At 53.5% G+C, this 25,817-nt stretch carries 23 protein-coding genes and 1 tRNA gene; 8 read left to right on the top strand and 16 right to left on the bottom strand.

Annotated elements, in window-relative coordinates:
* Nucleotides 1–85: 85 nt before the first annotated feature.
* Nucleotides 86–1,093, top strand: a complete 1,008-nt coding sequence (flk, locus tag FDW88_RS04720; RefSeq protein WP_137362159.1) for a flagella biosynthesis regulator Flk — start codon at nt 86–88, stop codon at nt 1,091–1,093.
* Here flk and FDW88_RS04715 read toward each other — a convergent pair.
* Nucleotides 1,090–2,268, bottom strand: coding sequence for an MFS transporter (locus FDW88_RS04715; protein WP_137362120.1), 1,179 nt, complete (start codon nt 2,266–2,268; stop codon nt 1,090–1,092). The genes flk and FDW88_RS04715 overlap by 4 nt on opposite strands.
* A gap of 406 nt (nt 2,269–2,674) precedes the next feature.
* Between FDW88_RS04715 and FDW88_RS04710 the strand changes: the two genes are divergently transcribed.
* Nucleotides 2,675–3,187, top strand: coding sequence for a YbjP/YqhG family protein (locus FDW88_RS04710; protein WP_137362119.1), 513 nt, complete (start codon nt 2,675–2,677; stop codon nt 3,185–3,187).
* A gap of 95 nt (nt 3,188–3,282) precedes the next feature.
* Here the strand turns inward: FDW88_RS04710 and fabB are convergent, their stop codons facing one another.
* Entirely contained in the window at nt 3,283–4,503 is a 1,221-nt protein-coding gene (gene fabB / locus FDW88_RS04705) for a beta-ketoacyl-ACP synthase I (RefSeq protein WP_096756333.1), read from the bottom strand.
* 159 nt (nt 4,504–4,662) lie between these two features.
* On the opposite strand from fabB, the gene mnmC reads away from it, so the two are divergent.
* Nucleotides 4,663–6,666, top strand: coding sequence for a bifunctional tRNA (5-methylaminomethyl-2-thiouridine)(34)-methyltransferase MnmD/FAD-dependent 5-carboxymethylaminomethyl-2-thiouridine(34) oxidoreductase MnmC (gene mnmC, locus FDW88_RS04700; RefSeq protein ID WP_137362118.1), 2,004 nt, complete (start codon nt 4,663–4,665; stop codon nt 6,664–6,666).
* A gap of 53 nt (nt 6,667–6,719) precedes the next feature.
* Here the strand turns inward: mnmC and FDW88_RS04695 are convergent, their stop codons facing one another.
* From FDW88_RS04695 to prmB, 6 genes are read right to left on the bottom strand one after another with little or no spacing between them, the layout of a single operon-like run.
* Nucleotides 6,720–6,998, bottom strand: a complete 279-nt coding sequence (locus FDW88_RS04695; protein WP_096756331.1) for a YfcL family protein — start codon at nt 6,996–6,998, stop codon at nt 6,720–6,722.
* A 32-nt stretch (nt 6,999–7,030) separates the two neighbouring features.
* Nucleotides 7,031–7,579, bottom strand: coding sequence for an elongation factor P hydroxylase (locus FDW88_RS04690; protein WP_115257889.1), 549 nt, complete (start codon nt 7,577–7,579; stop codon nt 7,031–7,033).
* Nucleotides 7,579–8,388: a sulfite exporter TauE/SafE family protein gene (locus FDW88_RS04685; protein WP_096756329.1), complete on the bottom strand. Its 810-nt coding sequence runs from the start codon at nt 8,386–8,388 to the stop codon at nt 7,579–7,581. The genes FDW88_RS04690 and FDW88_RS04685 overlap by 1 nt, the downstream gene beginning before the upstream one ends.
* Nucleotides 8,388–9,212, bottom strand: a complete 825-nt coding sequence (mepA, locus tag FDW88_RS04680) for a penicillin-insensitive murein endopeptidase (protein ID WP_137362117.1) — start codon at nt 9,210–9,212, stop codon at nt 8,388–8,390. The genes FDW88_RS04685 and mepA overlap by 1 nt, the downstream gene beginning before the upstream one ends.
* A gap of 3 nt (nt 9,213–9,215) precedes the next feature.
* Nucleotides 9,216–10,301 (bottom strand): chorismate synthase, encoded by a 1,086-nt coding sequence (gene aroC, locus FDW88_RS04675; RefSeq protein ID WP_096756327.1) that lies wholly within the window; start codon nt 10,299–10,301, stop codon nt 9,216–9,218.
* Between the two features lie 37 nt (nt 10,302–10,338).
* Nucleotides 10,339–11,271: a 50S ribosomal protein L3 N(5)-glutamine methyltransferase gene (gene prmB, locus FDW88_RS04670; RefSeq protein ID WP_115257887.1), complete on the bottom strand. Its 933-nt coding sequence runs from the start codon at nt 11,269–11,271 to the stop codon at nt 10,339–10,341.
* A gap of 166 nt (nt 11,272–11,437) precedes the next feature.
* On the opposite strand from prmB, the gene smrB reads away from it, so the two are divergent.
* Complete coding sequence (gene smrB / locus FDW88_RS04665) at nt 11,438–11,989, top strand: endonuclease SmrB (protein WP_096756325.1); 552 nt, start codon at nt 11,438–11,440, stop codon at nt 11,987–11,989.
* A 108-nt stretch (nt 11,990–12,097) separates the two neighbouring features.
* Here the strand turns inward: smrB and sixA are convergent, their stop codons facing one another.
* The 4 genes from sixA to FDW88_RS04645 form a co-directional block, all read right to left on the bottom strand.
* On the bottom strand, nt 12,098–12,583 hold the full coding sequence (sixA, locus tag FDW88_RS04660) for a phosphohistidine phosphatase SixA (RefSeq protein WP_137362116.1): 486 nt from the start codon (nt 12,581–12,583) through the stop codon (nt 12,098–12,100).
* Nucleotides 12,584–12,791: 208 nt separating this feature from the next.
* Entirely contained in the window at nt 12,792–14,939 is a 2,148-nt protein-coding gene (gene fadJ / locus FDW88_RS04655) for a fatty acid oxidation complex subunit alpha FadJ (RefSeq protein WP_137362115.1), read from the bottom strand.
* Nucleotides 14,939–16,249, bottom strand: coding sequence for an acetyl-CoA C-acyltransferase FadI (fadI, locus tag FDW88_RS04650; protein ID WP_137362114.1), 1,311 nt, complete (start codon nt 16,247–16,249; stop codon nt 14,939–14,941). Before fadI ends, fadJ begins: the two co-directional genes overlap by 1 nt.
* Before the next feature lie 176 nt (nt 16,250–16,425).
* Nucleotides 16,426–16,710 (bottom strand): YfcZ/YiiS family protein, encoded by a 285-nt coding sequence (locus FDW88_RS04645; RefSeq protein WP_115257884.1) that lies wholly within the window; start codon nt 16,708–16,710, stop codon nt 16,426–16,428.
* 371 nt (nt 16,711–17,081) lie between these two features.
* Here FDW88_RS04645 and fadL point away from each other — a divergent pair, with 371 nt between their 5' ends.
* Entirely contained in the window at nt 17,082–18,362 is a 1,281-nt protein-coding gene (gene fadL, locus FDW88_RS04640; protein WP_115257883.1) for a long-chain fatty acid transporter FadL, read from the top strand.
* Nucleotides 18,363–18,422: 60 nt separating this feature from the next.
* Here the strand turns inward: fadL and mlaA are convergent, their stop codons facing one another.
* On the bottom strand, nt 18,423–19,178 hold the full coding sequence (gene mlaA / locus FDW88_RS04635; protein ID WP_096756318.1) for a phospholipid-binding lipoprotein MlaA: 756 nt from the start codon (nt 19,176–19,178) through the stop codon (nt 18,423–18,425).
* 288 nt (nt 19,179–19,466) lie between these two features.
* Between mlaA and FDW88_RS04630 the strand changes: the two genes are divergently transcribed.
* From FDW88_RS04630 to FDW88_RS04620, 3 genes are all read left to right on the top strand, one after another.
* Entirely contained in the window at nt 19,467–20,408 is a 942-nt protein-coding gene (locus FDW88_RS04630) for a formate/nitrite transporter family protein (RefSeq protein WP_137362113.1), read from the top strand.
* Between the two features lie 75 nt (nt 20,409–20,483).
* Nucleotides 20,484–20,558: transfer RNA gene (locus FDW88_RS04625), tRNA-Arg, on the top strand.
* A 109-nt stretch (nt 20,559–20,667) separates the two neighbouring features.
* Nucleotides 20,668–21,207 carry a DUF2058 domain-containing protein gene (locus FDW88_RS04620; protein ID WP_096756304.1) on the top strand — a complete coding sequence of 180 codons (540 nt, stop codon included), beginning with the start codon at nt 20,668–20,670 and terminating at the stop codon, nt 21,205–21,207.
* Nucleotides 21,208–21,258: 51 nt separating this feature from the next.
* Here FDW88_RS04620 and pgtA read toward each other — a convergent pair whose 3' ends face one another.
* The 3 genes from pgtA to pgtC are packed head-to-tail and all read right to left on the bottom strand — an operon-like array spanning nt 21,259 to nt 25,725.
* Nucleotides 21,259–22,506: a two-component system response regulator PgtA gene (pgtA, locus tag FDW88_RS04615; protein WP_115257857.1), complete on the bottom strand. Its 1,248-nt coding sequence runs from the start codon at nt 22,504–22,506 to the stop codon at nt 21,259–21,261.
* Nucleotides 22,496–24,505 (bottom strand): two-component system sensor histidine kinase PgtB, encoded by a 2,010-nt coding sequence (gene pgtB, locus FDW88_RS04610; protein WP_137362158.1) that lies wholly within the window; start codon nt 24,503–24,505, stop codon nt 22,496–22,498. The genes pgtA and pgtB overlap by 11 nt, the downstream gene beginning before the upstream one ends.
* Complete coding sequence (gene pgtC, locus FDW88_RS04605; protein WP_137362112.1) at nt 24,502–25,725, bottom strand: phosphoglycerate transport regulator PgtC; 1,224 nt, start codon at nt 25,723–25,725, stop codon at nt 24,502–24,504. Before pgtC ends, pgtB begins: the two co-directional genes overlap by 4 nt.
* Nucleotides 25,726–25,817: the final 92 nt, after the last annotated feature.

The raw sequence follows: 25,817 nt of genomic DNA, 5'->3' as shown, positions 1-25,817 counted from the left end.
GAGAGTTAACCGGGCAAGTGTGCCATAATCTCGCCGCCAGGCATACTGCGAGACCTGGCTAGCACAGTTTTAAGGAACAGAGATGATGCAGCCCATTTCAGGTACGCCCGCGCGCCCTCCCGGTGAAGGCCAAAACGCCCCTTCCGTTACGGGCGAACAACCGTTATCCACGCAACAACGTACCGTGCTGGAACGACTGATTACCCGTCTGATTTCACTTACCCAACAGCAGAGCGCTGAGGTGTGGGCCGGAATGAAGCACGATCTGGGCGTCAAAAGTGATACGCCGTTACAGTCACGTCACTTTCCTGCTGCAGAACAAAACCTGACCCAACGACTTGGGGTTGCTCAACAAAAGCATGTCAATCGTCAGGTGCTGGCGCAGCTTACGGAACTGCTGAGTCAGGGGAATAATCGTCAGGCAGTGAGCGATTTTATCCGTCAACAGTACGGACAAACGGCACTCAGCCAGCTCACGCCCGATCAGTTGAAAAATGTGCTGACGCTATTGCAGCAGGGGCAGCTTTCTATTCCGCAGCCGCAGCAACGCCCGGCAACCGCTCGCCCTCTGCTACCCGCCGAGCACAACACGCTGAATCAACTGGTTACAAAAGTAGCGGCCGCTACAGGAGAATCCGGCAAGCTGATCTGGCAGTCGATGCTGGAACTGTCTGGGGTAAAAAGCGGTGAGCTGATCCCGGCAAAACAGTTTACGCACCTGGTCACCTGGCTACAGGCACGCCAGACGCTGAGCCTGCAAAATGCCCCGACGTTGCAAACGTTGCAGGCGGCGCTCAAGCAGCCGTTAGAGCCAAATGAACTTGTGGCCATCAAGGACTACGCGCAGCAAACGTATCAGATCCAACCGCAAACGATTCTTACCACCGTGCAGATACAGGATTTGCTCAATCAAATCTTCCTGCGCCGCGTTGAGCGTGACAGGGAGCAGGAATTAAGCGATCCGCGCCACCTCCAGCCGATTTACAGCCCGTTCACGCCAGTGATTGAAACCGTTAAATCACTGTCGGCGCGACCGGGACTGCTATTTGCGGCTCTACTGGTTGTGTTAGCTATATTCTGGCTCGTCGTTTAGCTTTTGCGCAACGTCAGCAGCGTCACAACAATCCCCACCACCGCGGAAATCGCCCCGGCAAGGAATACCGAGGAATAGCCGTACGCGGTGGCCAGAACGCCCGCGACAGGACCGCTTACGCCGTAGGAGATATCCTGAAATGCGGCGTAACCACCGAGTGCAGTACCGCGTACCTGTGCAGGAACGCGCTTCACCACCTCTACGCCCAGCGCCGGGAAGATCAGCGAGCATCCGGCCCCGGTTAATGCTGCACCCAGCAGCGCAATCCAGGCCGTTGGCGCCTGCCAGAGCAGCAGCAGCCCCACGGTTTCAACCAACAAAGAAACCACCGCCACCTTCACGCCGCCAAACCGATCCGGCATCCAGCCAAATAGAATGCGCATGAGCACAAACGCACCGCCGAACGCGGTCAGGGTAAAACCTGCCATCGTCCAGCCGTTGCTGACAAAATAGAGCGAAATAAACGTGCCGATCACCGCAAACCCCACGCCCTGCAGCGCTAACCCCAGCCCCGGTTTCCAGATAAGCCCAACCACGCTCCATAGCGAAGGACGTTCCCCCGCATGGGCGGGCACTTTACGCACGGTGCCATTGAATGCCCATGCCAGCAGCGGCAATGCCATGGTGGTCGCCGCCAGCGCTGCAAAGCCAAAATGGCTGTGGATCAGCAGACCCAACGGCGCACCGGCCGCCAGGGCGCCGTAAATCGCCATCCCATTCCACGACATCACCTTGCCGGAACGCGTTGGCCCAACCAGCCCCAATCCCCAGGTCAGGGTGCCGGTCAACAACTGACTTTCGCCAAAGCCGAGGATCAGACGTCCGACAATCAACAACGCAAACTTTACTGGAACGGAAACGGGTAAAAGTGCCGCTAATAGCCACGCGACTCCCGCCAGTGCACAGGCCAACATCCCCTGCAGCACCGAACGTTTGGCACCGTATTGATCGGCTAAGCGCCCGGCGTAGCCACGTGTTAAGACCGTTGCCAGAAACTGGATGCCCACGGCAATGCCGACCATGGTGTTGCCATAGCCTAGCTCCTGGTGCACAAACAGTGGGATGACGGGTAAAGGTAGCCCGACCGTCATATAGGTCAGGAAAACGGCAAAAGCGATACGAAACAGCGACACATTCGCCGACGGTGTTTTTTCTTGTTGGGTTACTGCTGTCATGCGTTACTCCAGAATGCAGAGTAAGGCGAGGAATGCCCACGCCCCCCTCTACCTGACGATCAGGATTAAGGTGCGTTGGATAACGTTAAACGCTTACGCATTATCATGAGGATAATGTTGAACCTGGAGTCTGCCTGTGAGCGTCTTAACTTGTCAACCGGGAAGTTAATTAACCAGGATACAGAATTAACCCTCAGTTCAATAATATTAAATAATATTCAAGCTCAACACATTATTAAATTTTATAGCATTAACAGCAATTTAAATAGATACAGAGCAGGATTATAATACTCGGCAGTTATGCTCAATAACATACAAAATATATTTACAACTACACAGTGTCGACTACCTTGCATACGTCAATTCAGGTGGCTAAGCCGTCATACACTATTTACAGGAAGCAGTAATGAAAACGTTCTCGTTTATTGCTCTGATCCTGCTGCTGTGCGGTTGCGCCACAACCCACCACGACAGTACCGAGGATGTTAAACAGTTCTATCTCGCGTGGATGTCCGCATACACACAAGACCGGGATACATCCGCACTCATGCAACGCTATGTGGCTAAAGACGTTATCAACCGTCTGGCGATGATTGATACGCTGTATGAACAGGAGATTCTGGATGCAGACTACTTTATGTATGTGCAGGATTACGCCCCGGAGTGGATCCCGCAGTTACGGGTTGGGCAAGCTCGGCCCTTTCTTGGCGGTGAAAAAGTTGACGTTCAGTTAGGTACTGAGTCGGCACCTGTTTGGTTGGAGGTATATACACGCCGGGAGGACGGTCGCTGGAAAATTTATCGCGTCCAGGATGCAGGCAGTCATTTCGAATACCCGATCTACAGCGCCGGAGATATTACGTGGGCCAAAGCATGGTCTGCTGAAATCGCCCCGGAATACGAAAAAATGAATAAATAAAAGGGAGCCTGATGGCTCCCCTTCGATTCTGCGTTGCAGCCGGATAGCGGTATAACGCCTTATCCAGCCGACAAAGTCAGACTTACGCTTTCAACTTACGCTTTCAACTTACGCATAACCAGCGTGGCATTCGTGCCGCCAAAGCCGAAGCTGTTGGACATGACGGTCGTCAGCGCTTTTTCAGTCGGTTCGGTCACGATGTTCAGACCCGCCGCCTGCTCGTCCATCTCTTCGATGTTGATGCTTGGTGCGATAAAGCCGTGTTCCAGCATCAGCAGGGAGTAGATAGCTTCCTGCACGCCAGCCGCGCCCAGAGAGTGACCAGTCATCGCTTTGGTTGCGGAGATCGCCGGGCTGTTGTCGCCGAAGACTTCACGGATAGCGCCCAGTTCTTTCACGTCGCCTACCGGAGTAGAGGTACCGTGGGAGTTCAGGTAGTCGATTGGCGTATCTACGCCGTTCATCGCCATCTGCATGCAACGCACTGCGCCTTCACCTGATGGAGCCACCATGTCTGCGCCATCGGACGTTGCGCCGTAGCCAACGATTTCAGCATAGATATGCGCGCCACGTGCCAGAGCGTGTTCCAGCTCTTCAACCACAACCATACCGCCGCCGCCTGCGATAACGAAACCGTCACGGTTCGCATCATAAGTACGGGATGCTTTTTCCGGGCAGTCGTTATATTTGGTAGACAGTGCGCCCATGGCGTCGAACTCACAGGCCATTTCCCAGCACAGCTCTTCGCCGCCGCCAGCAAAAACGATATCCTGTTTGCCCAACTGAATCTGCTCAACCGCATTACCGATACAGTGCGAAGATGTCGCACAGGCGGAGCTGATGGAGTAGTTCACACCGTGGATTTTAAACGGGGTTGCGAGGCAGGCAGACACACCTGAGCCCATCGCTTTTGTGACCACATACGGGCCAACCGCTTTCAGGCCACGCGGGCTACGCATTGCGTCAGCGCCGAACACCTGAAAACGTGGGGAGCCGCCGCCGGAACCTGCAATCAGGCCAACGCGCGGGTTATTCTGGTAAACTTCTGCAGAGAGGCCGGCGTCAGCCACTGCCTGCTCCATAGAAAGGAATGCATAGATGGATGCGTCGCTCATAAAGCGCACAACTTTACGGTCAATGAGTCCAGTGGTATCCAGTTTTACGTTGCCCCAAACGTGGCTACGCATGCCGGAGTCCTTCAGCTCCTGAGAGAAAGTGATCCCTGAACGTCCTTCACGCAGAGATGCCAGGACTTCCTGCTGGTTATTACCGATGCTGGAAACGATGCCCAAGCCAGTAATCACTGCACGTTTCATTCAATACCTCTGTAAGTCGCACTATTTTAAAGTTTCGAGTGGCACAATAGCGTACACTTGTACGCCGAACAAGTCCGATCAGCCATTTTATGTGGAAATTTGCGCACTCAGGCACTCATCGTTAAGATCGAGACACAGCAAGCCAGACGAGTAACTTACGTGAAACAATACGCGATACAACCTGCCAACCTCGAATTCAACGCTGAGGGTACACCTGTTTCCCGAGATTTTGACGATGTCTATTTTTCTAACGATAACGGGCTGGAAGAGACGCGTTATGTCTTTCTCGGCGGCAATCATCTCGCGGACCGATTCCCCACCCATTCACGCCAGTTATTCATAGTGGCGGAAAGTGGTTTTGGCACTGGGCTAAACTTCCTCACACTCTGGCAGGCATTTACGACTTTTCGCACTGCGCACCCTGACGCTACCCTGAAAAGATTACATTTCATCAGTTTTGAAAAATATCCGTTGACGCGTGACGACCTGAAGTTGGCCCATCAGCATTGGCCGGAACTGGCTCCGTGGGCTGAGCCATTACAGGCTCAGTGGCCGCTACCGTTAGCAGGTTGTCATCGACTGCTGTTGGATGAAGGTCGGGTTACGCTGGATTTGTGGTTCGGCGATATTAACGACCTCACCAGTAAGTTGGATGAATCCCTGAACCAGCAGGTCGACGCCTGGTTCCTTGACGGTTTCGCGCCGGCAAAAAATCCCGATATGTGGACGCCAACGCTGTTTAACGCCATGGCCCGGCTGGCCCGTCCGGGCGGCACGCTGGCAACCTTCACCTCCGCAGGTTTTGTCCGGCGGGGCTTGCAGGACGCCGGTTTTACAATGCAGAAATGCAAAGGCTTTGGGCGCAAACGTGAAATGCTGTGCGGCGTGATGGAACAACACCTCACGTTCCCGTCACCCGCACCGTGGTTCTCACGCGCCAGCACGGAAAAACGGGAAGCGGCTATTATCGGGGGCGGTATTGCCAGCGCACTGCTGTCGCTGGCTCTCTTACGTCGTGGCTGGCAGGTAACGCTGTATTGCGCTGACGATAAGCCTGCGCAGGGCGCATCCGGTAATCGTCAGGGCGCACTTTACCCTTTACTCAGTAAACATGACGCCGCCATTAATCTCTTTTTCCCCACCGCATTTACCTTTGCCCGACGTCTGTATGACGCCCTGCCGGTGGATTTTGCCCACGACTGGTGCGGCGTAACGCAACTTGGTTGGGATGAAAAAAGCCAACAGAAAATCACCCAGATGTTGTCGCTTGCCTTACCCGACGACCTCGCGCTGGCCGTTGATGCTGAGCAGGTTCTGCAAACAACCGGCGTCGCAACCAACTGCGGCGGGATTCAGTATCCTGGCGGAGGATGGCTGTGTCCGGCGCAGCTCACCGCCGCCGTACTGGATTACGCCACGACGCTGGGATTACGCACCCATTACCAACATACACTGGCATCACTTGTACAGCAGGAAAACAGCTGGCAGCTTCAGTTTGCGACTGGCGAAACCGTCGAACACGAGGTAGTGGTGCTGGCGAATGGTCATCGCATAAATCGCTTTGATCAGACCCAACCGTTACCGGTTTATTCTGTCGGCGGTCAGGTGAGCCATATCCCCACCACGCCTGCACTATCGGCCCTACATCAGGTGTTGTGTTACGACGGCTACCTCACGCCGCAAAATCCGGCCAATCAGCATCATTGCATCGGTGCGAGCTATCGTCGTGGTGAGGAAGAGACAACGTATCGCGAGGAGGATCAGCAGCAAAACCGCCAGCGTTTACTCGACTGCTTCCCGCATGCCGCATGGGTAAAAGAGGTGGATGTCAGTGGGCAATCGGCACGCTGTGGCGTTCGCTGCGCCACCCGCGATCACTTACCGATGGTCGGCAATGTGCCGGACTATGAGGCAACGCTCAGCCAGTACGCCAATCTGTCAGAACACAAAGAGACCGCCGCGCGCGCACCGGTTTACCGTGACGTCTTTTTGCTGGGCGCGCTGGGCTCGCGCGGACTGTGTTCCGCCCCGCTGTGTGCAGAGATCCTGGCCGCGCAAATGAGTAATGAACCCATCCCAATGGATGCAGAAACCCTTGCCGCGTTAAATCCGAACCGTTTATGGGTGAGAAAATTAGTGAAGGGAAAAGCGGTAAAATCCTGAGGTCATCATTGCGGGCCGCATGAGTCGTTAACGGCATCCGGCCCGCAAGGCAATTATTGTTGTGTCGCCTTCTGGAACAACGTGTCCCACATCTCTTTTACTAACGCCTGGTCACGCGGCGAAAGTTCGCCCGCGCTGATGGCTTTTTCCAGGCTGCTGGTAACATTGGCGTACAGTGCCTCAGCGGAATGGTCATCGCCGCCGTCCAGTTCTGCCACAGCCAGCGTCAAGTGTCCACGCAAGTACCCACTGGCAAACAGCTCATCATCGCTGGCATGTTCTACCATATCGTCGATTAGTACCAGAATGCGTGATTCAAACTCCGCGATCATCTTATTTCCTCATTGTAAACGTGGCAGCCGCTTCAGTTGAGCGCTTCGGGCCACGGGAATTGTTCCGCCTTAAGTTCAGGCGTGTGATAATAATTCTGTAACGCACGAATAAAACGCGCCGGACGTTCAGGAATGCCGTTTTCCAGATACGCCATCACCTGAGCATGAACACGGCGCTGGAACACCACGCGATCCGGTTCAAAGTCCCCTTCCAGGTTGTCGCAGCTAACGTTAAACGGATAGCCCGCCGCCATGCAGAACAGCCAGTCAAATGCCTGGGGCTTCACTTCCACGTCTTCAAACTGACATTGTGTTTTAGCGTCACGCCCGTCTGGGCAGTACCAGTAACCAAAGTCGACCAGTTCACGGCGCGCTTTACCGGCAATGCACCAGTGTGAAATTTCATGTAGTGCACTGGCGTAGTAGCCATGGGCAAAAACGATCCGGTGATACGGCAATTCTGTATCTGCAGGAAGGTAGATCGGTTCGTCATCGCCTTTAATCAGACGGGTATTAAATTCATCGGCAAAGCAGCCGTTAAAAATATCAATTAACTGTTCATAGTGATGGGTCGTATTCATTAGTTCATCCCCAGCCAGTGGAGAATCTCCTGTCCATGATTATCATAAAGTAGCTTGGCGCTCATCACTGCGGAGACAATGACGATCATTGGCCGAATCAGTTTTTGTCCTTTGCTGAGGACCAGTCGTGACCCCATTCGTGCGCCAATAAATTGGCCGATGAGCATCACAAAACCGGTGGCCCAAATCACTTTGCCCCCCAGCGCGAACAGCAGCAGCCCGCCGATATTCGAGGTGGCATTCAAGACTTTGGCGTGCGCCGTGGATTTCGCCAGGTTGTAACCGCACAGCATGACAAAGGCCAGCGCGTAAAACGATCCGGCTGCCGGGCCAAAAAAGCCATCGTAAAAACCGACGCAGCCCCCGGCGACCAGCGCAAAAGGCAGGCCGTACAGCCGACGCTGTCGGTCTTCTTCACCCAGCTTAGGCATTAACAGAAAGTAGAGACCGATACAGATAACCAGAATCGGCAGGATCTGGCGCAAAATGTCCGACTGCACATGCTGGACCAGCAGCGCGCCGCTCATTGAGCCGATGAAGGTCATGGCGATATTAAGCTTCTGGTCGGCCAGGTTCACCACGCCACGGCGGATAAAATAGAGCGAAGCGGAGATGGACCCTCCGCAGGCTTGCAGTTTATTCGTTGCCAGCGCCTGAGCTGGCGGCATGCCTGCTGCCATCAGCGCAGGAATGGTGAGTAAGCCGCCGCCACCCGCCAGGGAATCAATAAATCCCGCCAGAATGGCCACAAAAAAAAGAACGCCCAACAGCAGCGGAGACACCATAAACAGATCGGCAAAATTATCCATTAAAGTACATGCTCATCCAGTAGCGCCTGGCAGGAAGGCGGCAACGGAGGCGGTGTCTTCTTCTCAGGCTTAGTGGTTCCCGGTTTAGGAGGTTCGAACCAGCTTTGCAGCTCCGCGCCACAGCCATCACCCGGTGGAGGTAACGGTTGATCTTCGCACTCAAGACTGTCGGCAGGACAACGTAACCGGACATGCATATGTGCACGGTGTTGGAACCATGGCCGCACTTTACGTAACCAGTCCCTGTCGCTCCCTGCATCCAGACAAAGTTGCTGTTTAATTGCCGGATTCACGAAAATACGCGTTACATCATTATCTTTTGCCGCCAGCCTGATCAGACTGAAAATCTCCGGCTTCCACAGTGACGGTACGACACGTTTGCCATCCTGAGCGACCAGATCCAGCGCCTGTGGTCGCAGCAGTTGCGACTGCGTCCAGCGCGTCTTTGGCAGTTGCAGGAAAATATCGACATCCAGCCCCGTCTGGTGGCTGGCGTGTCCGCCGTTGAAACGTCCACCGGCCGGCATACCCATATCGCCGATTAACACCGTCCCCAGTCCCAGATTATTGGCCTGGGTACTCAGACGCTGGATGAACGTCACCAGGTCAGGATGACCAAAATAGCGACGTTGATCGGTGCGCATCACCTGATAGTGTTCGGACTGTACGGGCAGCGTCTCTGCCCCCACAATGCAGCCATTGGAAAACGCGCCGATAGACTGCGCGCTACCTGCCACCGGGTGGGTAATTTTCTGCCAGGGCGTCGCCGCCAGGCAGGCCGAACTGGCAAACAGTGCCAGCGCCGCAAGTGCCGTTTTTTTCATTTCTTACCAGCGTGGAATGTCAGTCTTTACATCCGCATTCTGCGCCCGCTGACGCAGCAGGTGATCCATCAGCACAATCGCCAGCATGGCTTCTGCGATCGGCACCGCGCGGATCCCAACGCACGGATCGTGACGTCCTTTGGTTATCATCTCGACTTCTTCGCCAAAGCGGTTAATAGTGCGCCCGGGAACGGTAATACTGGAAGTCGGTTTCAGCGCCATATGTGCAACAATTTGTTGCCCGCTGCTGATGCCCCCCAGAATGCCGCCAGCATGGTTACTCTGGAAACCCTCTTTGGTGATTTCATCACGGTTCTGACTACCGCGCAACGCAACAACGTCGAAGCCGTCGCCAATCTCCACGCCTTTCACCGCATTAATGCTCATCAACGCATGGGCGATGTCAGCATCCAGACGGTCAAAAACAGGTTCGCCGAGACCGGCCGGTACACCGCTTGCAACCACGGTCACTTTTGCACCGATGGAGTCACCCTCTTTCTTGAGTGCGCGCATCAGTTCATCCAGCGCGGTGATTTTGTCCGGATCCGGGCAAAAGAACGGGTTTTGTTCGACCTGAGACCAGTCTTTAATTTCCAGCGGAATATTGCCCATTTGGGTCAGGCATCCGCGGATTTCTACGCCGAATTTTTCCGCCAGGTATTTTTTGGCAATCGCCCCGGCCGCCACGCGCATTGCCGTTTCGCGCGCGGACGAACGCCCGCCGCCACGGTAGTCACGCACGCCGTATTTCTGCTCGTAGGTGTAGTCGGCATGGCCTGGACGAAAAACATCCTTAATGGCGCCGTAATCCTGCGAACGCTGATCGGTATTTTCAATCAACAGGCCAATACTGGTGCCGGTGGTGACGCCGTCAAACACGCCGGAAAGGATTTTCACCTGATCCGGCTCGCGACGCTGCGTGGTGTAACGCGAGGTTCCCGGACGACGTCTGTCGAGATCGTGCTGCAGATCAGCTTCTGTCAGCGGAATACCCGGCGGAACACCATCAACGATACAGCCGAGCGCCAGCCCGTGTGATTCACCGAAGGTCGTTACGCGAAAGAGTTGTCCAATTGTGTTTCCTGCCATCACCGCTCCGTTATCGTTGTTGTGTGTGCGCGTGTCGTTAATCTTTATAGATGCTGAAATGTTCACGAGCGGCAATCAGCTGCGCTTTGGTCAGCATGAATACGCCATCACCGCCGTTGTCGAATTCCAGCCACGTAAACGGCACGTCCGGATATTGTTCCATCAGATGTACCATGCTGTTACCGACTTCACAAATCAGAATACCGTTGTCTGACAGGTAGTCCGGCGCATTGCCAAGAATGCGACGGGTCAGCTTCAGCCCATCACTTCCGGACGCCAGGCCCAGCTCAGGTTCGTGGCGATACTCATTAGGCAGATCGGACATATCTTCCGCATCCACATACGGCGGGTTGGTCACAATCAGGTCATACTGTACTTTCAGCAGGTCACGGAACAGATCGGAGCGGATCGGTGTCACGTGATTGATCAGACCATGCTCTTCAATATTGTGCTCGGTCACCGCCAGGGCGTCAGTGGAAATATCCACCGCGTCCACTTCGGCTTCCGGGAAGGCATACGCACAGGCAATAGCAATACACCCGCTGCCGGTACACATATCGAGAATGTGCTGCGGCTGCTCGCTGATAAGACCGGCAAAGCGATTATTGATCAGCTCGGCAATCGGTGAGCGCGGCACCAGCACGCGTTCATCAACATAGAATTCATGACCGCAGAACCAGGCTTTGTTGGTCAGGTAGGCAACCGGGATACGCTCGTTAACGCGGCGAATCACGCGCTCAACAATACGGTGGCGTTCGCTGGAGGTCAGGCGCGCAGTGCGCATATCTTCAGGAATATCCAGCGGCAGGTAGAGTGACGGCAGCACCAGTTGTACCGCCTCATCCCATGGGTTATCCGTCCCGTGACCATACCAGATATTCGCCGCGCTAAAACGGCTGACCGCCCAACGCAACATGTCCTGAATGGTATGCAGTTCACTCACTGCTTCATCAACGAAAATTTTATCCACGTATTCCTCCAGGGCATGCTCGTATTAAATTCGGCGGCTAGTTTGCCACGAAGACGGCGATAAATCAGCATTCACGCCGAGCCTGAGCGCGAAAATTGCGTTTTAAGCGATCGGATGCCCATCGAGTCGGGTTAAACTAACGGAAAATAAAAGATGAGACGCTCAAATGAAAAAGAAAACATCGCTCAGCGAGGAGGATCAGACGCTGTTTCGCCAGTTGATGACCGGCACTCGTCAAATTAAGCAGGACACGATTGTCCATCGACCACCGCGTAAAAAAATCACCGAGGTGCCGGTTAAAAGGCTGTTGCAGGAACAGGCTGATGCCAGCCACTATTTCTCTGATGAGTTTCAGCCGCTGTTGAACACAGAGGGTCCGGTCAGATATCTGCGGGCCGACGTCAGCCACTTTGAACTGAAGAAAATGCGCCGTGGTGACTACTCCCCGGAACTGTTTCTTGATTTACACGGGCTGACGCAACAGCAGGCTAAACAGGAACTCGGGGCGCTGATTGCCGCCTGTCGTCGTGAACACGTCTTCTGCGCCTGCGTCATGCACGGCCACGGAAAGCACGTTCTGAAACAGCAAACGCCGCTTTGGCTGGCGCAACATCCGCACGTGATGGCTTTTCATCAGGCGCCTAAAGAGTACGGCGGCGACGCCGCGCTGCTGGTGCTGATTGAAGTGGAAGAGTGGTTACCGCCCGAACTTCCCTGAGAACGGAAAACAGAAAGAGCCGCAGTTGCGGCTCTTTTTATTGCAGGCTCATGTCAAAGACGTTTTACCGGATGGCTGCGCTCGCGCTTGATCCGGCCAACGAAACGACTATATCGCTTTCGCCATCTTCAGATTACACGGGCTCATCTGCCAGTTGAAAACGCCCTTTCCGCTCTCATCAAGCGTGACGCTGGCAATCGCAGATGTGGTAAACATCGGCGGCGTTTCACCCGGACACAGCTCGGACACCAGATATCCCACCAAAGGCAGGTGAGAAATGACCAGCGCCGTAGCGACACCTTCATTGGTCAGTGCCTGTAAATAGGCGCTGACCAGACCGACATCGCCGCAGGGAGTCAGCTCCGGTAAAACATCCACACCGGTTGGCAGGTTCATACATTCCCCGACCACATCCAGCGTTTGTTCGGCTCGCAGGAACGGGCTCACCAGAACACGTTCGATATCCACTTTTTGACCTTTCAGCCAGTTCGCCATCAGGCGAGATTCGTCACAACCGCAGGAGGTTAAGGGACGAACCGAATCACTGGCGGCATCGAGGGCCGCGTCGCCGTGACGCATGATAAAAACTTGCATATTGCACCGCTTTTGTTAACCAGAAACACCAACACCTTTAGCCAACGCCCCTATTGGCGAGGGTAAATGTGTGGTGGCCGGCATTGTGCCTTATCCATTCACCGAATGAAACGCTGTTTTTTACCTTAATGGCGTAAGTATAGTCAATCTCTGTTTACATTTTGAGCTTAACTCGTACATTCGGTGCGGATTCATCTTACCTTTGACCTCATGAATTCAGGTCAGTTTCCCCGTGCTTCCAGAAACTATCTCCGCGTTCCGCCATCTGCAGTAACGGTTCACACGGCGTAAACCGGGAACCATACTGTGTAGTCAGTCGTTGCAGAACCGCAACCACTTCACCCGCCCCGAGGGAGTCCATATACCGGAACGGGCCGCCGAGGAATGGCGGAAAACCAATACCAAACACAGCGCCGATGTCACCATCGCGTGCGCTGCGGATAATCTTCTCATCGAAACAGCGTGCCGCTTCGTTGAGCATTAACATGACACACCGCTCTGCAATCTGCGGGCCAATGAGTTTGCTCTGCCCCTGGACGCCAATAAGCGTATAAATTGCAGGGTCGACCTGTTTTTTGCTTTTACGCCCTTTCGCACCATAAAGATAGAAACCCCGACCATTTTTTCTACCTTTGCGATCATCATTCAAAATTGAAGCAACAACATTTGCAGGTGCGCTAAAACGTTCACCGTAAGCGGCTTCCAGTACAGGTATAATTTTAGTGCCTGTATCAATTCCGACCTCATCCAAAAGTTGGATTGGCCCTACCGGAAAACCAAACTTTACCAGCGCAGCATCAATCTGCTCAACGCGCTCGCCCTCGGTCAATAAGCGGATAGCTTCGTTGATGTACGGAGCAAGAATGCGATTTACATAGAACCCGGCCTTATCCTGCACCACAATCGGCGTTTTCCCCTGTTTTTTCGCCAGTTTAACCGTGGTGGCAATAGTGCGTTCGGACGTAGTTGTATGAGGAATAACTTCCACTAGCGGCATTTTTTCTACCGGACTAAAGAAGTGCAAACCAATGACCTGCTCAGGTCGCGCCGCATTGGCCGCAATGTCGCCAATGGGTAGAGATGAGGTGTTGGAGGCAAAAATGGTATGAGGCGCACAATTGTGCTCAACATCTGCCACCATCTGTTGTTTCAACGCCAGATCTTCAAACACTGCCTCAATTACCAGATCTCGATGCGCAAAACCGCGAAAATCGGTGGTGCCTGAAATCAGCGCCAGCTGTTTGTCACGCTCGCCGGCTTTGAGATGGCGGCGGCGAACTTTTGTTTCAAGCTGATCCCAACTGTATTTCAGCGCGTGGTTGATTCCCTTAGCATTGATATCTTTTATACGCACCGGCAAGCCGCCTTTGCAGGCCGTCACGTAGGCAATCCCCCCGCCCATCAGCCCCCCGCCCAGAACCCCGACGCTGTTTAGCGGACCGGGTTGTACCTCGCTACCGGGATCTTTTTTCACGTCGGTGTTTGCAAAAAAGACGTTACGCAGAGCCTGAGACTGCGGCGTCATCGCCAGCTCACCAAACGCGCGGGCTTCGGCGTCATAGCCGCTGCTGCTGCCCTGCGCCAGACCAGTCTCGATCACCTCAAGAATACGATGGGTTGCGGGGTAATTTCCCTGCGTTTTCTGTGCGGTCTTTTTACCGACCATACGGAACAGCAGCGCCCGCCCCAGCGGTCCGGCCAGAATGCGTTCCCGTACCGGCAGGCTATGGTGTACCGAACTCTCCTTTTTAGCCAGTTCCACCGCCGCTTCTAGCAAAATGGTCTGCGGCACAACCTCGTCCACCAACCCCACTTTCAGCGCCTGTTTAGCGCGTAATTGTTTGCCGGTCAGGATCATGTCCAGCGCAGTGCTAACGCCAATCAGACGGGGCAACCGCTGCGTGCCGCCAGAGCCGGGTAACAGACCAAGCTGTACTTCCGGCAGGCCCAGCACGGTTTTAACGTCATCAGTACAAATGCGGCTATGACACGCCAGCGCCATCTCCAGACCGCCGCCCAGACAGGCTCCGTGAATGGCAGCGATAACCGGGATCGGCAACGCATTAATTTCCGCCATCATCTGTTGCCCCTGACGAGCCAGGGCTTCGGCTTCCTGCGCACTGCGGCAGTTGCCGATCATATTGATATCCGCCCCGGCGATGAAATTATCCGGCTTCGCCGAAATAAACACCACGCCACGCAGATCTTTGTTATCGCGAATTTGTTTCAAAATAGCCCGCACCTGAGAAGCAAACTCCGCTTTCAGGGTATTCATTTTCTCTCCGGGCACATTAATGGAGACCACCGCCACGTTATCCAGACGCACGTGTAGCGTAAAAGCCGATGCCATTTCCATTATTCCGCCTCCAGAACCATTGCCGCACCCAGACCACCCGCCGCACACGCGGTGACCAAACCAAACCCACCACCACGACGCCGTAATTCATGCAGCGTTTGGGTGATCATGCGCGCGCCGGTCGCGGCGAAAGGGTGTCCGTAGGCAATCGAACCGCCCAGCACGTTAAATTTGCTGTCATCCACTTCGCCAGTGGCATGTGCCCTACCCAGAACGTCACGAGCAAAACGTTCGCTGCCAAGCAGTTGAATATTCGCCAGCGTCTGCGCGGCAAAGGCTTCATGCATATCAATCAGCGTGAGATCGGCCAGAGTCAGGCCCGCGCGCTCCAGAGCCAACGGCGTCGACCACGCCGGGCCCAGCAGCATATCCTGCCAGACGTCGATGGCAGTAAACGCAAAACTGCGTAGATAGCCCAGCGGCACCAGTCCCAGCTCTTTCGCCCGGGACTCCGTCATCAAAATCACCGCAGCGGCGCCGTCGGTCAACGGTGTACTGTTTGCCGCCGTGACGGTACCGTGTTTACGGTCAAACGCCGGGCGCAGTTTGGCGTAATCCGCCAGCGTAGAGTTTCCGCGAATATTGTTATCTTCTGAGAAGGGATCTTTAAACGGCGGAGCATAGGTGGTCATCACCTCGTCTGCCAGTTTGCCTTCGGCCCAGGCCTGAGCGGCTCGCTGATGCGAACGGTACGCCAGCGCATCCTGCTGCTCACGCGTGATGCCGTAGGTTTTCGCCATTTGCTCTGCCGTATCCCCCATACGTAAGCCGGTGGAATACTCAGCAACTGCAGGTGGGACCGGCATCAGGTCGCGCAAACGCAGTCGGGAAAAAAGCTTCAGCCGCTGACCGGTGGTGCGGGCTTTATTGACGTCCACCAACACCCGCGCCAACTTTTTGCTGACGCCAATTGGCAGCACGGAAGAGGAGTCGGCCCCGCCAGCAATACCCGCACGGATGGTTCCTGCCATCAGGCTTTCCGCGACATTCGCCACCGCCTGAAAACTGGTGGCGCAGGCTCTGCTCACGCTGTAGGCATCGGTATGTACGTTCATCCCGGTGCCCAGCACAATTTCACGGGCGATATTGGGCGCTTCCGGCATTTGCACAACCTGGCCAAAAACCAGTTGCTCAATGGCATCGGCAGGAATTTCACTGCGCGCCAGCAACTCACCGACGACCATTTTTCCCAAATCAACGGCGGGAACGCCATGAAACGCGGTTGCCTGACGGGCAAAAGGCGTACGCAATCCGCTCACAATGGCGATGCGATCGCCCTGACGGGTAACCAGCGGTAAAGCCTGACTCATAACACTCCCCTGTTAAAAAATAAAATAAGTGGTCTGACCTGATCACAGTCTTAACCAATTTTTTACATTTAGCCAAGTGGAGAGAAATGAAAGTGGGAGCTATGGCACAGTGAATAATCACTGCTTGTTACGAAAATGCCCTTGTCAGAAGGTGGCAAGGGCACTGAAAGAAGGGATTAACGCAGACCCAGCTGGAAGATCAGGGTTTCGGCTTCACAGGCGAAAACAAAATCGATATCCAGACGAACACCCTCAGCTTCTTCAGTAAAGGTTGGGGTGATTTGGCAAGGCTCAGATTCTACGCCACGCGCCTTCTCGGTGAGAGCAGCCAGCGTTTCTTCTGCCTGTGCGCGAGTCGCGAACACACGGCTGTATGACGCGGTGCAATCGGTGTTGTCCATGATGGTACCAACATCCATACAGCAGCAAACCGGGGTTTCATCAGCACTGCATTTACTCATTGTAGATTTCCTCTGTATTCGCACCAAGGGTGCCAGATAAACGTTGGGGATATTTTACGCTCCCATTATCCTCCTCTCCAGTCGTTAATTGTGCGAAATGCGATAAGCGACCGAAATCACACTTAAAAATGATCCAAAACAAAAATCGCCCGAACAGGTGAGTGCGCATCCCCGCAATTTTGCCAGCTGGATCGCGTTTTTAAGATCATATTTGAAAAAACTTATAAACATACTTGCAACATTCTATCTGGTCGGACCTATACTCTCGCCACTGGTCTGATTTCTATGTGGTACCTCAGACCCTACACTTCGCGCTCCTGTTACGGCATGTAACATTGTTTGTATAAAAATAAATCGATGAGGTTATGGTCATGAGCCAGAAAACCCTGTTTACAAAGTCTGCTCTCGCAGTCGCAGTGGCAATTATTTCCACACAGGCCTGGTCTGCAGGCTTTCAGTTAAACGAATTTTCTTCCTCTGGCCTTGGCCGGGCATATTCGGGTGAAGGCGCTATCGCAGACGACGCAGGTAACGCCAGCCGCAACCCGGCACTGATCATGATGTTCGATCGCCCTACTTTCTCAGCAGGTGCGGTGTATATCGATCCAGACGTTAATATCTCCGGTAAATCGCCATACACCGGGCGCAGCACCAATGCGGACAACATCGCCCCGACGGCATGGGTTCCGAATGCGCACTTCGTGATGCCTATTAACGAGCAGTTTGGCTGGGGCGCGTCTGTCACCTCTAACTATGGTCTGGCGACCGAATTTAACGACAGCTACATTGTCGGTGAATACGGCGGCAAGACCGACCTTAAAACGGTCAACCTTAACCTCAGCGGCGCCTATCGCCTGAATGATAGCTGGAGCTTCGGCCTTGGTTTTAACGCCGTTTATGCTGACGCCAAAATTGAACGTTATTCCGGTGAAATGACCGCAGCATTACCGAAGGTCAGCCCTAAAATTGCAAGCATGGAAGGTGATGAATGGGGTTACGGCTGGAACGCGGGTATTTTGTATGAGCTGGATAAAGATAACCGCTGGGGCTTAACCTATCGTTCAGAAGTTAAAATCGATTTCGACGGTGATTATAAGAGCGGCATCAGAAGCCAGGCCAACGGCTTACCGGGTGCTGGCGTGACGTTCCCATGGGGTACAACCAACACGACCGTTCCGGGCGCATTGACGCTTAACCTGCCGGAAATGTGGGAACTGTCTGGCTATAACCGCGTAGCACCGCAATGGGCCGTTCACTACAGCATCGCTTACACCAGCTGGAGTCAGTTCCAGGAGTTGAAAGCAACGGGCACCAACGGACAAACATTGTTCTATAAAGAAGAAGGCTTCCGGGACTCTTACCGCCTCGCGCTGGGTACGACCTACTACATGGATAAAAACTGGACGTTCCGTACTGGTATCGCCTACGACGATAGCCCGGTTCCTGCGGATAAACGCTCCATCTCCATTCCAGACCAGGACCGCCTGTGGCTGAGCGCGGGTACGACCTACGCGTTCAATGAAGATGCGTCTATCGACATCGGTGCTTCTTATATGCACGGGCAGAACGTGACCATCAAAGAAGGTCCATATACCTTCGAATCTGAAGGTAAAGCCTGGCTGTTCGGTACCAACTTTAACTACGCATTCTGATTTTCTTCAGGCGTAAAAAAGGTGAGCTTTTTAGCTCACCTTTTTATTTGTACCTCTTCCTTATTCGGAATCGATATCTTTTAAATCATCCTGAATAGCTTGCGCGTTCGGGTTTTCTTCTGGTTTGAGTTTCCCGCCGTTCGCGATGAAGTCATGACGCTGGAAGTAAGCTTCACGCACCATAATGTACGGATCGGAAGATTGACGCAGCAGACCGTCGGAGTCGAGCAGTTGCGCGCGGGTTTCAATCCCTTCAATGGTCCATTTACCGACCGACAACGGCCAGGTCAGCCACGACAGAACCGGATACAGCGTATCCACCATATCACCACCGTCATCACGTACCGTGAAGCTGCCGTAGAACGGAAGCTGCATATACGGACCGTAACCTACATCATAGTGACCTAACGTACTGCCGAAACGATGTGGTTCAACGCGCTGCAGTTTTGGATTCGCCATGCCCGCAACATCGATAAAGCCGCCCATACCTAGCAAGGTGTTCAGGAAGAAACGGGTGAAATGCACCATCCCCTGATAAGGATCGCCCTGCAGGAAATAGTTGACCATTACGGCCGGCTCTTCGAGGTTGCCCGTAAAGTTGCTCAAACCGTTTCTGGCCGGCTGCGGAACATAATCACGCCAGGCTACAGCCACCGGTCGAACAACATACGGATCCAGCACATTAAAGTTGAAGTTGTACATGGTGCGGTTGAACCCTTCAAACGGATCCGAGCGCCCCTGCTGTTCTGTACCGGAGCTCGCACACCCCACCAAAAGTGTGGTTCCCAGCGCAAGCGCCGACAGGCGAAGCTTCATAAGTGTCTCCCTGTGTATTATGGCTATCGCTGATTGCCATCCATGACGGAACAATAAGGTATCCGCCGGTTTAGATGTGAGCGATTGTAACAGCACGTCAAACGATGTCTATATACCCTAACTTACTGATTTGATCATAGCCTGGTAAGGTAGACCTCGCGGTGTTTCTATTTTACCGAATCCGATAAATACAAACGTTACCATTTTTGCGATTTCAGAGTTTCTCCCGCCAGTTCCTGGATAAAAACCGCTACGCTTTAGCAATACGTGCTTATTCAGGACTCAAAAATGAATGACATCGAAAAAGAAAAAATTGATCAACACAGCAACGAACTCGAAGTAGAAAGTGAAGAGAAGTTGCAGGGTAAAAAGATAGAAGTCGACGAGGACCGACTTCCTTCCCGTGCCATGGCGATTCACGAACATATTCGCCAGGACGGGGAAAAAGAGATGGAGCGCGATGCGATGGCGCTGCTGTGGTCAGCTATCGCCGCTGGGCTATCGATGGGAGCCTCTTTACTGGCAAAGGGCATTTTTCACGTACAGCTTGAGGGCGTTCCCGGCGGGTTCTTACTGGAAAACCTCGGTTATACCTTCGGGTTTATCATCGTTATCATGGCCCGCCAACAGCTCTTTACCGAAAACACCGTAACCGCTGTCCTGCCGGTCATGCAAAATCCAACCCTCGGCAATTTTGGTTTACTGATGCGTCTGTGGAGCGTGGTCTTGCTGGGTAACATTATCGGCACCGGCATTGCGGCATGGGCGTTTGAATATATGCCAATTTTTGATGAAGAGACTCGCGACGCCTTTGTCAAAATTGGGATGGACGTTATGAAAAATAGCCCGACGGAGATGTTTTCCAACGCGATTATTTCCGGTTGGCTGATCGCCACCATGGTGTGGATGTTTCCCGCAGCGGGCGCGGCAAAAATTGTCGTCATTGTTCTGATGACCTGGCTTATTGCGTTGGGTGATACCACGCACATCGTCGTCGGCTCGGTTGAGATTCTCTACCTGGTCTTTAACGGCACGCTGCACTGGAGCGACTTCTTCTGGCCGTTCGCGCTTCCAACACTTGCCGGGAATATTTGCGGTGGGACATTTATCTTCGCGTTGATGAGCCATGCGCAAATTCGCAATGATATGAGCAATAAACGCAAAGAAGAGGCCCGATTAGAGGCTGAGCGGGAACAAAAAGAGCAGAAAAACCAGAAGAAACAATCCTGAATGGCGACTGTTTGAGCAGTCAGGCGGACACAGACTTACCGTTGCAGGTAAAAAACGCTATACTCGTGCCGCTTCGTCCCCTTAGTTAAATGGATATAACGAGCCCCTCCTAAGGGCTAGTTGCAGGTTCGATTCCTGCAGGGGACACCATAGCCTGCCATTTTATCCCCGACGCTTTGCAACTCCCCGCAATCTGGCATCCCCCCGGACGTTAAGGGTATAATCCTGAGAACTCTTTTTACTGGATTTAGAAACGAACATGACAAAACTCACCCTACAAGAGCAGATGCTTAAAGCTGGCTTAGTCACCAGTAAAAAAATGGCGAAGGTGCAAAGAACGGCGAAAAAGTCGCGCGTTCAGGCGCGTGAGGCCAGAGAGGCGGTTGAAGAAAATAAAAAAGCACAGGTTGAGCGTGATAAGCAACTCAGCGAGCAGCAAAAGCAAGCAGCCCTGTCGAAAGAATACAAAGCTCAGATTAAGCAGCTGATTGAAATGAATAAAATCACCATTTCAAGAGGCGATATTGGTTATAACTTTACCGACAACAATCTGATTAAAAAAATCTACGTTGATAAAGTTACCCAGACTCAGTTAATCAAGGGGCGTCTTGCCATTGCGCGTCTGGCCGCTGAAAGTGATCGCGAGAGCGAATACGCCATCATCCCGGCGGTGGTTGCCGATAAGATCGCGCAGCGTGACGCCAGCTACATTGTCTTAAATTGCGAATTGAGCCAGGAAGATAAGGACGAAGATGACCCGTACGCTGACTTTGTCGTACCTGATGATTTGATGTGGTAAGAGATATGGCCAGATAATTTTCTGGCCTCCGTTCGAATATTTCGATGAGCGCTAGAACTTATAGTGCTCTTTACTCAGCCCGTATTTTCGCATTCTCAGATACAGCTTCTTACGCGGAATTTGCAGATACTCTGCCACCTCATTAATCCGCCCCTGATGAATATTGAGCGCTTCCGTAATGATTTGTCGTTCATACTCTTCTACCCGACGATCCAGCGGGGTCGGCTCGGGCATATGCATCTGCGGGTTGGCAGTTTCAGCCAACGGGAGTAACCCGACGGCAAACAACTCTGCGGCATTTGCCAGTTCCCGTACATTGCTCAACCATACTCGTCGCCGCATGCCTTTTAGCAATTCCCCGTCGACTTCAGGCACGGGATGGTTTAACCGCAGACAGGCTTTATGCAGGTAGTGATGAAATAACGGCTCGATGTCGTCCGGGCGCAGAGACAGCGGTTGGCAGGCGATTTGCGTCATGGCAAAGCAATAATAGAGTTCTGCCACAATCTGGTGGGTTGCCGCCAACTCCACCAAGGACGTCTCCCCGATCCCAATCAAGCGAAAAGGACGCCGCTCTTGACTTTGCAACTGCACCAGATGGTGCTGCTGCTCGCGCGTCAGGCATTCAATATGGCTCAGTACCAGCGTTCCCCCTTGAGCCTGATCAATGAGCGCGTTGAGCTGAACCGCATTTCCGGATGTCAGGTCTGCACGTATAAATGGCCCGTGGACGTTACGTCCCAGCTGATGCAGATACCGCGCGCCCGTCATGCGTCCTGTTCCGGGTTCACCATAAAACCAGACGGCGATATCCGTTTCTGCCAGTTGCTGTAGTCGCTGGCGGAATTGCGTTGCCCAGTCACTGTATCCGACCAGTTCAACCTGTAATTTCTGCTGGCAGTAATGACGACGCGCAATTACGGACTGCCTCTGACGCAGGGCATCCTCAACCTGCGCCAGCAGCTTGCCAGGATCGACCGGCTTTTGCAGAAAGTCCCATGCGCCTTTCTTCACTGCATCCACCGCCATCGGGACATCGCCGTGTCCGGTGATCAGCAGGATCGGCAGTTGATTATCATCCTGATGAAACAGAGTCATCAGATCGATCCCCGAACAGCCCGGCATACATACATCGCTTAATACGATCCCTGGCCAGTCGGCAGGCATCAGATTTCTGGCGTCAAACGGATTGTTACAGGCCAGGACGCGATATCCTGCCTGCTCCAACAATAACGTGTAAGCATCGAGCACATCGGCATCGTCATCAATCAGCAGAACAGAACATTCATCACTCAACATCATTTACATCCGTCAGGTTGAATTGCAGGACTACGCAGGCATTGCGCTCCAGCGTTGACGCCAGGCGTAACTCACCGTTCATTTGCGTCATTAACGATACACAAATCGACAAACCAATGCCGAGACCCACATCCTTACTGGTCGTAAATGGCTTCAATAGCGACGGTAACAACGCCTGAGGCCAACCGGGTCCGTTATCAGCGATCAATACGCACAGCGTTTTGCCCTGAGCCCGCCAGCTCACCTCAATTTCAGCCGTAGCCGGACAGGCGTCGAGCGCGTTTGCCAGCACATTAACCAGTACCTGCTGGATCCTCACCTCATCACCGAGTACCCATACGGTCTCCGGCGGGAGCGTTAGCCTGCCCTGCTGTGGCTTATGACGCATGGCTAACAGTTCCCAAGCCGCACTAAAAGTTTGCCGCAAATCAACCGGATGCAACGGCGCCCCCGGCTCGGCCCGACGCGCAAACTGGCGCAGCGAGCGAATAATGGCATCAATGCGGGTAATCAGCCCTTGCGCTTTGGTTAAAGTGCTTCTTGCCTGCGCTGATTGTCCCTGTTCAATGGCCCTTCCCGCCGTGAACAAGTACATCGATAGCGCGTTCAGCGGTTGGTTTATTTCATGCGCCAGAGTGGTCATGGTCTGGCCGACCACCGCCAGTTTCGCCGTCTGAATCAGCTCATCCTGCGTGGCGCGAAGATCGGACTCAATCTCTTTACGCTCAGCCACTTCCTGCTCAAGCTGATTTTTTTGCGTATTAAGCTGCCCCAGCGTATGGCGTAGCAAGCCCGCGATGCGCCCTAACTCATCGCGACCATACACCGGGATAGTGGCATCCGTTCTACCGAGACCGATCTGCACCACGGCCTGATTCAGTGCGGTAAAACGCTTCACCAGTCGGGAGCGGATAAAGTAGTGGTTGAGCGTCCAGGCGAGAAGCAGCGCCAGTAAAGTCGCCAGCAGAATCAGTCCACCGCTGACGCGAACAATCTGCTCCAGGCGCTGATTAAACATCTGCATTTGCTGATGACTGCTGCCCAGTTGCGCCTCAAGCAAGGTACGAAAGCGCCCAAGCGTCGCTTCTCTGGCGTGATTAGCATCAACAAGGGCCTTTTGCGCCGCCACGTAGTCGCGCATTGTGTCGGGCATTTTATTTTTCATCATGCCAATTTCCAGCAACTCATCAATAGTTTGGCGCAACGTTATGGTACTGGGCCAGTCATCCAGCGTACGGATATTTTCATCCGCCGTTGTTTTCAAATTCGCCAGATAACGAATGTGGGTCTCCACCAACATACCGTCATCGCTACCGGACTTCAGCTCGTTCAGCCTGTCACGCAGATCGTCGACGATTTGATTCTCAATTCTCGCCAGTGTGTAAACCTGCTGCTGTTCGTTTTGCACTTCCCGGGCACGTTTCAGGTATTGCGCCGCATCACCATTTTTGGCCTCAATTTGATCCAGCAGAGTTCCCTGTTGCCAGGTAAAATCCTGCACCAGTGAGTTCAACTCGGTCGTAAAATCATCATGCAGCCAATCTATGCGCGCAGACAATTCACTTACTTTTTCTCGTACCAGAAACATGTTGTAGAGCACCCTGTCCAGCTCCGTCATCAGGGTACGGCTGTCTTGCAAAATGACCGCCAGTTGCTGCTGTTCCGCGGGCTGCAATCCACGGCTTAACGTCTCAATCTTATCCAAATGCTGGATTATCTGGTTGCGCAGTTGCAGTCTTACCGTGGTATTGGGAGCCAACAGGAACTCATTGAGCTGATCCACCACCAGGTTGAGATTGCCTTCAATTAAAAAAGCGGAATGGACGCGCGGGAAGTAGTCATCCAGCGAATAGCGGATCTGCGAGCTCTGCTCATGCCAGGAATACAGACTGACGCAACTCACGCTTAACGTCAGCAACGCCCCTGTCAGGAAGGCCCCGCGCAGACTGCTGCTAATGCTAAGCTGACGAAGACGTTGCAGTAACGACCCGCCCTTCATTTTAATTCTTCCAGTTTGGCGATAGCCTGGCGCTGGTTTTTGAGAAACCATAGCTGCCATTCCATCATCTGCTGTTCAGCAACGCTTTTATTCTCGAATTGCGCAAGCCAGGCCTCATCTTCACTACTGCTGGCGTCTATCGGGACGCTGGTCAATAACGCTCGTATTTCAGGGAGAGGCCGTTTTAGCCGCGCTTCGGCGCTATACAGCGCTCGCCAGGCATCCTTCAATTGCGCGAGACGAAAACTGATGGCGGTATCAAACATCCGCTGCACCAACTGCTGCCGCTTGAGGATCAGGCGATAATTTAGTGGTGCCTGGTCCATCAGAATGGCCTGCTGAGCAGCACGCGGATTATCGGCGGGCAACCGCGTGACCGGATATTTCCCGGTATTCGCATCGGCAAGGATCCGCTGCCCTTGAGGACTCAATAAATAGCGAATAAAACGACGGGCTTCACCGGCATGCTGGCTATTGTTCAACACCGCCACATAGGTTGGCGACACTGCGGAATGCGGAAAATAGTTAAACGCCAGATGCGGGTCGTTGAGCAGCAGATTGGCGTAATTATCAATCACCGGCCCAGCAACGCCTAATCCACTTTTAATTTTGTCAGCAACGCCGAAACTGCGCGAGGAAATCGTCACCAGATTGCCGGCACTTGCCAGCAGCGTCGCCCATCCTTGTTCCCACCCTTTTTGCTGCAGCAGTGATTCCACCATCAAATGGTTGGTATCCGAACGTGACGGGCTACTCATCAACAGCGCGCCCTGATACTGGGGGTGCGTTAAATCCCCCCAGTCAGTCGGAGCCGGTAAATGCCGCGCCGCCAGCGCAGAACGGTTAATCAACAGGCCAAAACCTGATATTGCCACCGCCACGGACGTAGAACGGATGGACTCCGGCACCAGGCGTTGACTCTCAGGCAGCGCATTATCAAAGGGAGCCAGCTTCTGATGTTCCTGCAAATGCTGCAACAGCATGGGAGAGGAGGTCAAAATCAGATCAACATTGTCCGCGTTCGCCGTATCGAGCAGTTGTTCCAGAGAGGCACTGGTGCGGTTTAGCGTACGAATCATTACCGACCCTGGCTCGGTTTGCCATTGCTGGATAATCCATGCCGTCGCGCCAGGGGAGAACGTCGTGGCCATGACGAGCTCTTTACCCTGTGCCTGGCTGGCCGTAGACAGCAACGTAAAACAAAGCGACAGGATGATCATCCGCCCCTGGTCGCAAAGCCTGTTTGTGATCCCGTTCATAAATACCAACATGTTCGAAAAATAATATTGAGACAAAACTTACCCGTTTACCC

The organism is Citrobacter sp. wls829, assembly GCF_005280825.1.
GTDB lineage: Bacteria > Pseudomonadota > Gammaproteobacteria > Enterobacterales > Enterobacteriaceae > Citrobacter > Citrobacter gillenii.
The sequence above is the reverse complement of the archived record's forward strand: the minus strand, read 5'-3'. Positions and strand labels throughout refer to the sequence as shown.

Bases quoted from the DNA above. Each gene is read 5' to 3' on its own strand.
- fadJ (WP_137362115.1), bottom strand. From the start codon at position 14,939: ATGGAAATGGCATCGGCTTTTACGCTACACGTGCGTCTGGATAACGTG.
- flk (WP_137362159.1), top strand. From the start codon at position 86: ATGCAGCCCATTTCAGGTACGCCCGCGCGCCCTCCCGGTGAAGGCCAA.
- sixA (WP_137362116.1), bottom strand. From the start codon at position 12,583: ATGCAAGTTTTTATCATGCGTCACGGCGACGCGGCCCTCGATGCCGCC.
- pgtB (WP_137362158.1), bottom strand. From the start codon at position 24,505: ATGAAGGGCGGGTCGTTACTGCAACGTCTTCGTCAGCTTAGCATTAGC.
- FDW88_RS04645 (WP_115257884.1), bottom strand. From the start codon at position 16,710: ATGAGTAAATGCAGTGCTGATGAAACCCCGGTTTGCTGCTGTATGGAT.
- FDW88_RS04630 (WP_137362113.1), top strand. From the start codon at position 19,467: ATGAATGACATCGAAAAAGAAAAAATTGATCAACACAGCAACGAACTC.
- fadL (WP_115257883.1), top strand. From the start codon at position 17,082: ATGAGCCAGAAAACCCTGTTTACAAAGTCTGCTCTCGCAGTCGCAGTG.
- pgtA (WP_115257857.1), bottom strand. From the start codon at position 22,506: ATGTTGAGTGATGAATGTTCTGTTCTGCTGATTGATGACGATGCCGAT.
- FDW88_RS04715 (WP_137362120.1), bottom strand. From the start codon at position 2,268: ATGACAGCAGTAACCCAACAAGAAAAAACACCGTCGGCGAATGTGTCG.
- FDW88_RS04695 (WP_096756331.1), bottom strand. From the start codon at position 6,998: ATGATCGCGGAGTTTGAATCACGCATTCTGGTACTAATCGACGATATG.
- fadI (WP_137362114.1), bottom strand. From the start codon at position 16,249: ATGAGTCAGGCTTTACCGCTGGTTACCCGTCAGGGCGATCGCATCGCC.
- pgtC (WP_137362112.1), bottom strand. From the start codon at position 25,725: ATGATCATCCTGTCGCTTTGTTTTACGTTGCTGTCTACGGCCAGCCAG.
- aroC (WP_096756327.1), bottom strand. From the start codon at position 10,301: ATGGCAGGAAACACAATTGGACAACTCTTTCGCGTAACGACCTTCGGT.
- FDW88_RS04690 (WP_115257889.1), bottom strand. From the start codon at position 7,579: ATGAATACGACCCATCACTATGAACAGTTAATTGATATTTTTAACGGC.
- FDW88_RS04710 (WP_137362119.1), top strand. From the start codon at position 2,675: ATGAAAACGTTCTCGTTTATTGCTCTGATCCTGCTGCTGTGCGGTTGC.
- mepA (WP_137362117.1), bottom strand. From the start codon at position 9,212: ATGAAAAAAACGGCACTTGCGGCGCTGGCACTGTTTGCCAGTTCGGCC.
- fabB (WP_096756333.1), bottom strand. From the start codon at position 4,503: ATGAAACGTGCAGTGATTACTGGCTTGGGCATCGTTTCCAGCATCGGT.
- mlaA (WP_096756318.1), bottom strand. From the start codon at position 19,178: ATGAAGCTTCGCCTGTCGGCGCTTGCGCTGGGAACCACACTTTTGGTG.
- FDW88_RS04620 (WP_096756304.1), top strand. From the start codon at position 20,668: ATGACAAAACTCACCCTACAAGAGCAGATGCTTAAAGCTGGCTTAGTC.
- FDW88_RS04685 (WP_096756329.1), bottom strand. From the start codon at position 8,388: ATGGATAATTTTGCCGATCTGTTTATGGTGTCTCCGCTGCTGTTGGGC.
- smrB (WP_096756325.1), top strand. From the start codon at position 11,438: ATGAAAAAGAAAACATCGCTCAGCGAGGAGGATCAGACGCTGTTTCGC.